Origin of the sequence: Streptomyces sp. NBC_00385, from assembly GCF_035917155.1 — a bacterium.
In the GTDB taxonomy this organism is placed as follows: Bacteria; Actinomycetota; Actinomycetes; order Streptomycetales; family Streptomycetaceae; genus Streptomyces; species Streptomyces poriferorum.
This window is the reverse complement of sequence record NZ_CP107951.1, coordinates 1,899,881-1,912,084: the sequence shown is the minus strand read 5'-3', so window position 1 is coordinate 1,912,084 and position 12,204 is coordinate 1,899,881. Positions and strand designations below refer to the sequence as shown.

10 protein-coding genes are annotated in these 12,204 nt (G+C 73.5%); 8 read left to right on the top strand and 2 right to left on the bottom strand.

Annotated features, from left to right (window positions below):
- Nucleotides 1-4: 4 nt before the first annotated feature.
- The gene (locus OG959_RS08240) at nucleotides 5-532 is read right to left on the bottom strand and encodes a DUF4439 domain-containing protein (RefSeq protein WP_326657553.1); all 528 of its coding nucleotides are present in this window, start codon (nucleotides 530-532) and stop codon (nucleotides 5-7) included.
- Nucleotides 529-1,068 carry a hypothetical protein gene (locus OG959_RS08235; protein ID WP_326657552.1) on the bottom strand — a complete coding sequence of 180 codons (540 nt, stop codon included), beginning with the start codon at nucleotides 1,066-1,068 and terminating at the stop codon, nucleotides 529-531. Before OG959_RS08235 ends, OG959_RS08240 begins: the two co-directional genes overlap by 4 nt.
- A gap of 178 nt (nucleotides 1,069-1,246) precedes the next feature.
- Here OG959_RS08235 and rimP point away from each other — a divergent pair, with 178 nt between their 5' ends.
- From rimP to OG959_RS08195, 8 genes are all read left to right on the top strand, one after another.
- Entirely contained in the window at nucleotides 1,247-1,744 is a 498-nt protein-coding gene (gene rimP / locus OG959_RS08230; RefSeq protein ID WP_326657551.1) for a ribosome maturation factor RimP, read from the top strand.
- Nucleotides 1,745-1,746: 2 nt separating this feature from the next.
- Nucleotides 1,747-2,787: a transcription termination factor NusA gene (gene nusA, locus OG959_RS08225; protein ID WP_219571906.1), complete on the top strand. Its 1,041-nt coding sequence runs from the start codon at nucleotides 1,747-1,749 to the stop codon at nucleotides 2,785-2,787.
- Between the two features lie 160 nt (nucleotides 2,788-2,947).
- Nucleotides 2,948-3,226 (top strand): YlxR family protein, encoded by a 279-nt coding sequence (locus OG959_RS08220; protein ID WP_326657550.1) that lies wholly within the window; start codon nucleotides 2,948-2,950, stop codon nucleotides 3,224-3,226.
- A gap of 148 nt (nucleotides 3,227-3,374) precedes the next feature.
- Entirely contained in the window at nucleotides 3,375-6,512 is a 3,138-nt protein-coding gene (gene infB / locus OG959_RS08215; RefSeq protein ID WP_326657549.1) for a translation initiation factor IF-2, read from the top strand.
- Nucleotides 6,513-6,649: 137 nt separating this feature from the next.
- Nucleotides 6,650-6,946: a DUF503 domain-containing protein gene (locus OG959_RS08210; protein ID WP_136329549.1), complete on the top strand. Its 297-nt coding sequence runs from the start codon at nucleotides 6,650-6,652 to the stop codon at nucleotides 6,944-6,946.
- Nucleotides 6,947-6,970: 24 nt separating this feature from the next.
- The gene (rbfA, locus tag OG959_RS08205) at nucleotides 6,971-7,420 is read left to right on the top strand and encodes a 30S ribosome-binding factor RbfA (RefSeq protein ID WP_326657547.1); all 450 of its coding nucleotides are present in this window, start codon (nucleotides 6,971-6,973) and stop codon (nucleotides 7,418-7,420) included.
- Complete coding sequence (gene truB / locus OG959_RS08200) at nucleotides 7,417-8,313, top strand: tRNA pseudouridine(55) synthase TruB (protein ID WP_326657546.1); 897 nt, start codon at nucleotides 7,417-7,419, stop codon at nucleotides 8,311-8,313. Before rbfA ends, truB begins: the two co-directional genes overlap by 4 nt.
- A gap of 211 nt (nucleotides 8,314-8,524) precedes the next feature.
- A complete protein-coding gene (locus tag OG959_RS08195; protein WP_326657545.1) occupies nucleotides 8,525-12,169 on the top strand; it encodes a serine protease in 3,645 nt (1,214 codons plus the stop codon).
- Nucleotides 12,170-12,204: the final 35 nt, after the last annotated feature.

The following is a 12,204-nucleotide window of genomic DNA, read 5'->3' as shown; positions in this document are numbered from 1 at the left end:
TGCTTCAGTGCGTCGTGCCGGTTCCGGCCTGCGCGTCGGACCCGGCCTTCGCGCGGGCCCCGGTCGTCTCGTCCTGCGCACCGGTCCCGTCGGTACGGGACCCGTCCGCGGCCCGCTCGGCGAGCCCGGGAAAGGGTACGCCGCTGCCGCGCCAGCGGACCGCGCGCACCGCGGCCTCCCGCAGGGCGTCCGCCGCCGAGCGGCGCAACGGCCCCTCGGAGGCCCGTACGAGGTCGGAGTAGACATCCGCGACCCGGTCCTCCAGCACGGCGGCCAGGCGCACCGCCGCTGCGGCGTCCGGTACCGCGAACGGCAGAGCGTACGCGGGGCCCGCGGCCACCGGGTCACCGCCCAGGTCGCGCACGGTGCGCACCAGCGCGTCGCGCCGGGCGCGGTGGGCGTGGTGCGCGGCGGTGGCCTCGGCGCGGCGGGCCGCGGCGACCCGGCCGCCGGCCACTCCGTACCCGTACACGGCCGCGTGTTCGGCGGCCAGCGCCGCCTGCGCGGCCTCCAGCGTCCCGTCCTCGCTCATGCCTTCGTCTCCTTGGCCAGTTCGGTCAGCAGGTAGGCGTGGGCCGAGGCCGCCGCCGCGACCGACGCGAGCAGCCGGGCCAGCTCCGGCGGAGCCTTCATCAGGGCCTGGGTGTGCGAGGCCGCGGCACGGCGTTCCGCGGCGGCCAGCTCCCGGACCGCCGCCCGGGCGTCACCGGTGCCGGGCCGGGTCCGGACGAGGCCGAGCGCGTCGCCGGGGCCCAGGGCCGTGATGTGGGCGCGGACGGCGTCCCGCAGCGGGGTCAGCCCGGCCGCGGTCGCCGGATGGCTGCGGACGACGGTCTCGTACTGGGCGAACAGCGAGGTGCTCACGCCGCGGGCCTGCGCCCGCAGCGAGGTCTCCGCCCGGTCGGCCGACGAGCGGTCGGCCGCGGTCCGTGCGCCGGCCCGTGCGGACCCCTTGCGTCCGGCGCTCTCGTCGTCCCCGCCGCTGCCACAGCCGGCCAGCACCGCCCCCATGGCGATCGCTCCCGTCGCGGTCAGCGCGCCCCTGCGCGTCGTCCCCGTGCGCCGCACTTGTTCTCCTTCGGGCCTGGACCTGTCTTGACTGGATCTGTCCGGAAGTGATCACGCGTTGGCGAGCGTACCCGCGCCTGGGGGGCCGGCGGACAGCAACACCCCTTGGGACCGGATACCCTTTGACCAGACACGCGACGATCCCCACAACAGCACACGCGGCCGAGGAGTCACCCGGATGAGCACCACCCAGAGCGAGAGGCTGCGCGGGCTGGTCGAACCGCTCGTCAGCGCCGAGCAGCTGGATCTGGAAGAGATCGAAGTGTCCCGGGCCGGCCGCCGCCGGGTGCTGCGGATCATCGTGGACTCCGAGGAGGGCGTGGAGCTCGACGCCTGCGCGGATCTGAGCCGCGCGATCTCCGCCAGGCTCGACGAGACCGACGCGATGGGCGAGGACGAGTACGTCCTGGAGGTCAGCTCTCCCGGTGCCGACCGCCCGCTGACGGAGCACCGCCACTACGTACGTGCCACGGGCCGCCTGGCCCGGCTGACGCTCAACGAGGGCGGCGAGCTGGTGGCCCGCATCCTCGCGGTCGACGAAGAGGGCCTCGATCTCGAGGTGCCGGGCGTCAAGGGCCGCAAGCCCACGTCCCGCCGGATCGCCTTCGACGAGATCGCCCGGGCGCGCGTGGAGCTGGAATTCAACCGCAAGGACAAGAAGGAAGAGGAGGCGTAGCCGTGGACATCGATGTGAAGCTTCTGAAGGGCTTGGCGCAGGACAAGGAGATCCCGTTCGACGTGCTCGTCGAGGCGATCGAGTCGGCCCTCCTCATCGCGTACCACCGTACGGACGGCAGCCACCGCCGGGCGCGTGTGGAGCTGGACGAGCGCGGCCACGTGACCGTGTGGGCCAAGGAGGACCCGGCCGACCTCGAGGAGGGCCAGGAACCCAAGGAGTTCGACGACACCCCGTCGGGCTTCGGCCGGATCGCCGCGACCACCGCCAAGCAGGTCATCCTCCAGCGTCTGCGCGACGCCGAGGACGACCGGACGTTCGGCGAGTACGCGGGCCACGAGGGCGATGTCGTGACCGGCGTCGTCCAGCAGGGCAAGGACCCGAAGAACGTCCTGGTCGACATCGGCAAGCTGGAAGCCATCCTGCCGGTGCAGGAGCAGGTGCCGGGCGAGGAGTACACCCACGGCCTGCGGCTGCGCACCTACGTCGTCCGCGTCGCCAAGGGCGTCCGCGGTCCGTCCGTGACGCTGTCGCGGACCCACCCCAACCTCGTGAAGAAGCTCTTCGCGCTGGAGGTTCCGGAGATCGCCGACGGTTCCGTCGAGATCTGCGCGATCGCCCGCGAGGCCGGCCACCGTTCCAAGATCGCAGTCCGCTCCACCCGCTCGGGCCTGAACGCCAAGGGCGCCTGCATCGGCCCGATGGGCGGACGTGTGCGCAATGTCATGGCCGAGCTGCACGGCGAGAAGATCGACATCGTGGACTGGTCGGACGACCCGGCCGAGATGGTCGCCAACGCGCTGTCGCCCGCACGGGTGAGTGAGGTCGAGGTCGTTGACCTCGGCGCGCGTTCCGCCCGGGTCACCGTGCCCGACTACCAGCTGTCGCTGGCGATCGGCAAGGAAGGGCAGAACGCCCGTCTCGCCGCCCGTCTGACGGGCTGGCGCATCGACATCCGCCCGGACACCGAGACCGACGCCGAGCGCGACGTCGCGGACCGTGAGCGGGCCGAGCGGGCCCGGGAGCGCTCCGAGCGGCGCTGACCCGACGACGGTCCCGAAGGCCCGTCCGGACCCCCGTCCGGACCGGGCCCGACGGGACGACAAGGAATAGATCCCGGCGCCACGCCGCTGAGATCACGACAACATCCGTTCGATTTTTGCCCCAAAGGGGTGAGGTCGGTACGGGGAGGTAGACTCAAACGTGTCTGGCCGGACGCACGCCCGCGCTTGCCCCGAGCGAACCTGTGTGGGATGCCGGGAGCGAGCGGCCAAGAGCGAGCTGCTGCGCATCGTGGTGGACGGGGATGCATGCCTCCCTGATCCTCGCGGTACGCTGCCCGGCCGGGGTGCCTATGTACACCCCGTCTCCGTCTGTCTGGACCTGGCGGTTCGCCGCCGGGCCTTCCCCCGGGCCTTCAAGGCCAAGGGGCCGTTCGACCCCGCTGCGGTGCAGCGGTTCGTCGAGCGGGTGACACCGTAAGAAATTGAACGGCACGGGTCCCCGTGCGGTCAGGTACCTCGCGAGTTGGAAGTAGGTCGAGATTGCGATGAGCACTCGATGAGTACGCGATGAGTACGCCCATGAAGTAGCGACGGTCCGGCGGTAACCCGGACCTAAAAGGAGCGAAGTGGCTAAGGTCCGGGTATACGAACTCGCCAAGGAGTTCGGGGTTGAGAGCAAGGTCGTCATGGCCAAGCTCCAAGAACTCGGTGAATTCGTACGTTCGGCGTCCTCGACGATCGAGGCGCCGGTTGTACGCAAGTTGACTGACGCACTGCAGGGGCCCGGTGGCAACGCCGGCAAGTCCGCTGCAAAGCCTGGCGCGCCCCGTAAGGCCGCCCCTGTGAAGCCCGCAGCGCCCTCCCCGGCCGCTGCGGCACGTCCCGGTGCCCCGAAGCCCGGCGCACCGGCTCCCAAGCCGGCCGCTGCCGAAGCCCCGGCGAGCACCACCCCCGCTGCGCCTTCCGCGCCGTCGGCGGGCCCGCGTCCGGGTCCCAAGCCCGCGCCGAAGGCCGCCCCGGTCACCCCGGTGCCCGCAGCCGAGTTCTCGGCTCCGGCTCCGGCCCAGCCGGCAGCACCGCAGCAGCAGGCCCCGCGTCCCGCGGGTGCCACCCCGGGTCCCCGTCCCGCCGCTTCCCGTCCGGCTCCGGCCGGCGGTCAGCGCGACGGCGGCCGCGACGGTGGCCAGCGTGACGGCGGCCGCGGTGGAGAGCGTGGCGCCGAGCGCCCCGCACGCCCCGCAGGCCAGGGCGCCCCGCGCCCCGGCGGCGCCCGTCCGGCGGGTCCCCGTCCGGGCAACAACCCCTTCACCTCCGGTGGCTCGACGGGCATGGCCCGTCCGCAGTCGCCCCGTCCCGGCGGCGCCCCGCGCCCCGGTGGCGGCTCGGAGCGCCCCGGCGCCCCGCGTCCGCAGGGCGGCCCCGGCGGCGCCCCGCGCCCGCAGGGCCAGGGTGGAGCACGTCCGAGCCCGGGCGGCATGCCGCGCCCGCAGGCTCCTCGTCCCGGCGGCGCCCCCGGCGCCGGCGGTAACCGTCCCAACCCGGGCATGATGCCGCAGCGTCCCGCTGCCGGCCCGCGTCCCGGTGGTGGCCCCGGCGGTGGCCGTGGTCCCGGTGGCGGCGGCGGTCGTCCCGGCGGCGGTGGCGGCGCAGGCCGTCCCGGTGGCGGCGGCGGCTTCGCAGGCCGTCCGGCCGGTCCCGGTGGCGGTGGCGGCGGTTTCGCCGGTCGTCCCGGTGGCGGCGGTGGCGGTGGCGGCGCAGGCCGTCCCGGTGGTGGCGGCGGCTTCGGCGGTCGTCCCGGCTTCGGTGGACGTCCCGGCGGCCCCGGTGGCCGTGGTGGCACACAGGGCGCCTTCGGCCGCCCCGGCGGTCCCGCGCGTCGTGGTCGCAAGTCGAAGCGGCAGAGGCGCCAGGAGTACGAGGCCATGCAGGCCCCGTCGGTGGGCGGCGTCATGCTGCCTCGCGGCAACGGACAGGCCGTCCGGCTGTCGCGCGGTGCCTCCCTCACCGATTTCGCCGAGAAGATCAACGCCAACCCGGCGTCGCTCGTCGGCGTGATGATGAACCTCGGCGAGATGGTCACTGCCACGCAGTCCGTCTCCGACGAGACGCTGAAGCTCCTCGCGGACGAGATGAACTTCGTCCTCGAGATCGTCAGCCCCGAGGAGGAGGACCGCGAGCTGCTCGAGTCCTTCGACATCGAGTTCGGCGAGGACGAGGGCGGCGAAGAGGCCCTGGTCTCCCGTCCGCCGGTCGTGACCGTCATGGGTCACGTCGACCACGGTAAGACCCGACTGCTGGACGCGATCCGCAAGACGAACGTCATCGCGGGCGAGGCCGGCGGCATCACGCAGCACATCGGTGCGTACCAGGTCGGCGCCGAGGTCAACGGCGAGGACCGCCGTATCACCTTCATCGACACCCCGGGTCACGAGGCGTTCACCGCCATGCGTGCACGTGGTGCGAAGTCCACCGACATCGCGATCCTCGTGGTGGCGGCGAACGACGGTGTGATGCCCCAGACGATCGAGGCGCTGAACCACGCCAAGGCGGCCGACGTGCCGATCGTGGTCGCGGTCAACAAGATCGACGTCGAGGGTGCGGACCCGACGAAGGTGCGCGGTCAGCTCACCGAGTTCGGTCTGGTGGCCGAGGAGTACGGCGGCGACACGATGTTCGTCGACATCTCCGCCAAGCAGGGCCTCAACATCGAGGCTCTTCTGGAGGCCGTCGTCCTCACCGCCGACGCCTCGCTCGACCTGCGGGCCAACCCGGAGCAGGACGCTCAGGGTATTGCGATCGAGTCCCACCTCGACCGCGGCCGCGGTGCCGTTGCGACCGTCCTGGTCCAGCGAGGCACCCTGCGGGTCGGCGACACGATGGTGGTCGGCGACGCGTACGGCCGAGTCCGCGCGATGCTCGACGACAAGGGCGAGAACGTCGAGGAAGCGGGTCCCTCGACCCCCGTCCTCGTGCTGGGTCTCACCAACGTCCCGGGTGCCGGCGACAACTTCCTCGTCGTCGACGAGGACCGTACGGCCCGTCAGATCGCCGAGAAGCGTGCCGCTCGTGAGCGCAACGCCAACTTCGCCCGCAAGGGTGTCCGGTTCTCCCTGGAGAACCTGGACGAGGCGCTCAAGGCCGGTCTGGTCCAGGAGCTCAACCTCATCATCAAGGGCGACGCGTCCGGTTCGGTGGAGGCTCTCGAGTCCTCGCTGCTCCAGCTCGACGTCGGTGAAGAGGTCGACATCCGGGTCCTGCACCGCGGTGTGGGTGCGGTCACCGAGTCGGACATCGACCTGGCGACCGGCTCCGACGCCATCGTGATCGGCTTCAACGTGCGCGCCGCAGGGCGTGCCGCGCAGATGGCCGACCGCGAAGGGGTGGACGTCCGGTACTACTCGGTCATCTACCAGGCGATCGAAGAGATCGAAGCGGCCCTCAAGGGCATGCTCAAGCCGGAGTACGAAGAGGTCGAGCTCGGTACGGCGGAGATCCGCGAGATCTTCCGCTCGTCCAAGCTGGGCAACATCGCCGGTGTGCTGGTCCGGTCCGGCGAGGTCAAGCGCAACACCAAGGCGCGCCTGCTGCGCGATGGCAAGGTCATCGCGGAGAGCCTCAACATCTCCGGTCTGCGCCGCTTCAAGGACGACGTCACCGAGATCCGCGAAGGCTTCGAGGGCGGTATCAACCTCGGAAACTTCAACGACATCAAGATCGACGACGTCATCGCGACGTACGAGATGCGCGAGAAGCCGCGAGGCTGACCCGTACCTCAACAGTCGGGGCCGGTCGACGGGACGTATATCCGTCGATCGGCCCCGGCCGTTCCGTGTACGGTTCTTGTGTCCCTGCCAGTCAACGGCGGGGCGCGAACCCGAACCGGCGGGACATCCGGACACACATGTATGTGGGGACACTGTCCTTCGATCTGCTGCTCGGCGACGTACGGTCGCTGAAGGAGAAGCGCTCCATAGTCCGTCCGATCGTTGCCGAGCTCCAGCGCAAGTACGCGGTGAGCGTGGCGGAGACGGGCGGGCAGGACCTCCATCGCAGGGCCGAGATCGGCCTCGCCGTGGTCTCCGGGGAAACCGGACACCTCACAGACGTACTCGACCGGTGCGAGCGTTTGGTCGCCGGCCGGCCGGAGGTGGAGCTGCTGTCCGTACGGCGGCGGCTGCACAGCGACGAAGACGATTGAGCAAGGCGAGAAGGAGACGGACCAGTGGCCGACAACGCGCGGGCTAAGAAGCTGGCGGACCTCATCCAGGAGGTGGTCGCCGAGAAACTGCAGCGTGGAATCAAGGACCCGCGCCTGGGTACGCACGTGACCATCACGGACACCCGCGTCACCGGCGACCTGCGGGAGGCCACGGTCTTCTACACGGTCTACGGCGACGACGAGGACCGGGCGAGCGCGGCGGCCGGGCTGGAGAGCGCGAAGGGCATCCTGCGCTCCGCGGTCGGCTCGGCGGCGGGGACGAAGTTCACCCCCACGCTCTCCTTCGTGGCGGACGCGCTGCCGGAGAACGCCAAGGCGATCGAGGACCTCCTCGACCGCGCACGGGCCTCCGACGCCAAGGTGCGCGAGGCGTCCTCGGGCGCCACGTACGCGGGCGACGCGGACCCGTACCGCAAGCCGGAGGACGAGGACGAGGACTCACCTTCCGCATGACGCAGAACAAAACGCCGGACGGCCTTGTCATTGTCGACAAGCCGTCCGGCTTCACTTCGCACGACGTCGTCGCCAAGATGCGCGGCATCGCCCGGACCCGCCGGGTCGGCCACGCCGGCACGCTGGACCCGATGGCGACCGGCGTACTCGTGCTCGGCGTCGAGAAGGCCACCAAGCTCCTCGGCCATCTCGCGCTGACCGAGAAGGAGTACCTCGGTACGATCCGGCTCGGCCAGGACACCGTCACGGACGACGCGGAGGGCGAGATCACCTCGTCCACCGACGCCTCCGGTGTGACGCGCGAGGGCATCGACGCGGGCGTCGCCGCCCTGACCGGCGCCATCATGCAGGTGCCGTCCAAGGTCAGCGCCATCAAGATCGACGGCAAGCGGTCCTACGCACGGGTGCGGGGCGGCGAGGAGTTCGAGATCCCGGCCCGTCCGGTGACCATCTCGTCCTTCCACGTCTACGACGTCCGTGAGGCCGTTGCCGAGGACGGCACCCCGGTGGTCGACCTGGTCGTCTCGGTCGTCTGCTCGTCGGGTACGTACATCCGGGCCATCGCCCGCGACCTCGGGGCCGGGCTCGGCGTGGGCGGGCATCTGACCGCCCTGCGGCGTACCCGCGTCGGTCCGTACGGTCTCGACGCCGCGCGGACGCTCGACCAGCACCAGGAGGAGCTCGTCGTGATGCCGGTGGCCGAGGCCGCCGACTCGGCGTTCCCCCGCTGGGACGTCGACGAGAGGCGGGCCAAGCTGCTGCTCAACGGGGTGCGGCTCGACATGCCCGCGTATCCGCCGGGTCCGGTCGCGGTCTTCGGACCCGACGGGACGTTCCTGGTCCTCGTCGAGGAACAGCAGGGCAAGGCCAAGAGCCTCGCCGTCTTCGCCTGACGGCCGGGGCCCGTCGTGGCCCCGTCGTGTGGCCCCGCCGTGGAGCGGGCAGGGCCCCTTTGCCCGCCCCACGCCCCCCACCGGAGTCTGTCCGGCGAACGCCCCTGATTCACCCCAACGGGCAGGCGCTCGGAGTGAATCGGGGGTGCAAACGGGGCGCTTTTACCCTGATTGCTCTTCGTGCCGATCACCGTCGCCCTACGGTCGGATCATGGGATGCGGGGACCGGGCGACGCTGGTACGACTGTGCGATCCGGCGGGCCGGCCGCGGGGGACGGGCTTCGTCGCGGACGGCCGGGGAACGGTGGTGACCAGTCACGAGGCGGTCGACGGTCTCCCGTACCTCCTGCTGCACGGCGCGGACGGCCGCAACTGCCGTGTCGAGGCCCACGACGTCACCGCACTGCCGGAACTGGACCTCGCGCTCCTGCCCACCGGCGGACCGGACGCGCTCGGCGTGCCGCCGCTGCCGATCGCCCCGCGGGAACGGATCGGCGCCGGCGCCTATGTGACGATCGCCGCGCACGGTGTCCGCGAGGCACGCGTCCTCGGCGTGACCGAGGCGACGTACACCGCGGGCGGCCGCACCCACACGATCGGCCGGGCCCTGGAACTGGCCCTCGGTACGGACGGCAGCGATGCGCTCCGGCTCCGCGGCGCGGCCGTCGGCGGGCCCGTCTTCGACCCGGACAGCGGCGCTGTCATCGCGGTCCTGGGCACCGCCCTGCGCACCGGGCACGCCGCCGCCGGCTGCGCGGTGCCGCTGGCCGGCCCGGACCGCGACGGCCCGCTGGGCGCGCTGCTGCGGCGCAACGCGACGGAGGTACCCGGATACGGAACCGATCTGAACGTGGCCGGGGCGCTCCAGCTCACCGCCATGTCGGTCGGCTCCGCGGGCGGCCCGAGCGCCTGGCCCGACCCGGTGGAACGGCCCGACGCCCTCGCGGAGTTCAACGACTTCGCGGCGGTGGGCCGCGACGGGGACGAACCCGCGGTGGTCCTCGGCCTGGTCGGGGCGCCGGGCACCGGCCGCACCACGGAACTCGCCGCGCTCGCCGCCCGACGGACCCGGGGATCGGTGCCCGCGCCCACCCTGTGGCTGCGCGGCGCCGACCTGCTGGCCGACGACACCTCCGTGGCCGACGCGATCGCCCGCACACTCCGGCAGGCCGGGCGCATCGTCGCCGCCGCCGGAGCCACGGGAGACATGGCGGCCGCCACCGCCGAGCGGGTCGCCGGGCTGGCCGCGGACGCCGGCAGCCCGCTGCTCGTCCTGCTGGACGGCCCCGAGGAGATGCCGCCCGTCCTGGCGCACCGGCTGGCCCGGTGGACGGCGGGCTCGGCCGACTGGCTGCGCGCGCACGGGGCGCGCCTGGTCGTCGCCTGCCGGCCCGAGCACTGGGAGACCGCGGGCGCGCTCTGGCCGCCGGAGGCGCTGCACCGCCCGGCCCGCCCGGCCAGGCGGCTGCCCCCGGCGGTCCGCATCGGCGACCTGACCGTGGGTCAGGCCGAACGGGCCGGAGAGCGGTACGGCCTTCCGCCCGACGCGCTCGCCGTGGGCCACGACCGGCATCCGCTCACGCTGCGGCTGCTCGCCGAGGTGCGCGGGGCCCTCCCGGCGGGCGCCCCCGGACGCCCCGACACCGAAGAGGTCTTCGGCGCCCACCTGGACCTCATGTGCCTGCGCATCGCGGTCCGGATCGCCGCCCAATGGCGTCCCGCACCGCACGGCACGGCGGTGCGGCGGCTGGCGGCGCGGGTGGCGGGCCAGGTCCACGAGGCGGCCCGGCGCTGCCTGGGGCCGGGGCAGGGGGAGCTGGACCGGGCCGCGTTCGAGGAGGTCTTCCCGTGGCGCACGGGCTGGGCGTCGGCGGTGCTGGCGGAGGGCCTGCTGGTCCCGGCGGGAGCGGGCTACCGGTTCGCCCACGAGGAGCTGGGCGACTGGGTCCAGGGCGCACATCTGGACCTGGACGCGGCGCTGCGCGCCCTGGTGCACCGGTGGCATGCGGACGCGGCTGCGGGGGAGGGCACGGAGCGGGTGCCGCATCCGCGCCGGCCGGGCGTGCAGGCCGAACCTCAGGGGCCCGCGCCGGGGCAGCCGCACACACTGCCCGTGCCGCGCCACCGGATCGGCCCGGTGATCCAGGCGCTCCTCCTCCTGGGCCGCCGCCAGGGCCCGGCCGCGCTGGCGCACCGGCTGGCCGACCTGATCGAGGCGCTCGACCGGCTGTCGGCGGGGGAGACCGCCCAGGCCGTGGTGGTCGACACGGGCGCGCCCTTCCCCGACGCTCGCTGGTGGGCCGGGCATCTGCTGGCCGAGACGCTGCTGCGGGTCCCCGACGCCCGGCCGCACCTCGGGGTGCTCCGGCTGCTCGCCGGGCGGATCGTCCGCAGCTCCACCGATGCGGGCGGCTCCGGTGCGCGGGGTGCGTACGCCGAGTTCGGGCCGTGGTTCTGGCGGCGGCTGCGGCTGCCCGAGGCGGACCGGATGGATCTGTTCCGCCGGCTCGTCCCCGCCGACGGGCCGCCGCGCACCGAAACGGACGGCGACGGCGAACGATTCCTGGACGCCGTGGCCCGCCGGCTCGCCGCCCATCCGCGGACGCTCCAGCCGCTCCTGTGCGCCTGGTTCACCGACGAGCGCCCGCTCGCGGCCGATGCCGGCGTCGTCCCGCGGCCCACCGTCGCTGCGGCCGCGCAGGCACTCCTCCACGCCCGCCGGGACCTCGCCGTGGACGACCTTGCCGACGCGCTCGTCTCCTGCGGTCACCCCCGCGCCGACGAACTGCTCGCCGCGCTGGCCGAGGACGAACCGGCGGCGCTCTGCCGGGCCGTCGAACGGTGGTCGCGCGACGACGACCGCCGGGCCCGCCGGATCGCCGCGGCTTCGTACGGAGCGCTCGTCGCCCCGCAGCTGACACAGGACAGGGACCGCGCCCTGCTGCGCCGATCCGCGCTCGCCCTGCTGGCCCGCCCTGCCGACACCGATCTGCACGGCTCCGTGCTCGCCCTGCTCGTGGCCGATCCGCAGACCCGGGACCGCTATCTGCCGCAAGCCCTCCGGGCCTTCGTCGCGGACGGGCCGAAGGTGTCCGCCGCCGCGCTCGCCGTCGCGCTGCCCACCCATCCGGAGCCGGTGCTCGCCGCGTACCGGGAGCGGCTCGTACGGCCCGGGGACGGGGCGGGCGAGGCGCTCCGCGCGCTCGCCGGGATCGATGCCCCCGCGCTGGCGCTGCACACCGCGGGGCTCGTCCGCGCCTATGTCGACAGCCACCCCGCGGACACCTCGCACACCGCCGCGTACCTCGACCGCAGGCTGGAGCAGGGGCCCGCCGCCCGGGCGCTGCTGCTTCCCCTGCTGACCGGACTGCTCCGGGACCGTCCGGCGGCCCCGCCGGTCCGGGGTGCGCTCGCCGGGGTCCTCGCCTCACCCGGCAGCCCCGCGTCCCAGCCGTCGCGGGACAGCCTGCTGGAGGTGCTGCTGGACTTCGAGCAGGGCGGCGGCCACCGGGACCCGATCGTGCTGCAGGCCCTGCTGCGGGCCGCCGCGACCGGCTGCGGGGGGCGGCCACCGGTCCGCACCCGGGCGCTCGTCCACCGCACCGGGATGCTGCTGCTCCGTACCCCGGAGGGGGCCGGCCTGTTCGACCGGCTGCTGGTCGCACTCGCCCGGGACGTACCCGGGTTCGGCGCCCTGGTCGTCGAGTGGCTGGCCGACGCCCCGCAGGAGTGGGCGGCGGTCATCGGCCCGAGCGCGCGGCGCACGGTGGAGGGGTTCGAGGGCGTCCCGGGATCCCCGATGACCATGCCGATGCAGGCCGCAGGGCGTGAGCATGGCAGTCTTAGACCTGCGTAAGAGACAAACCCACGTACACAGGTTCGGGCGAGGAG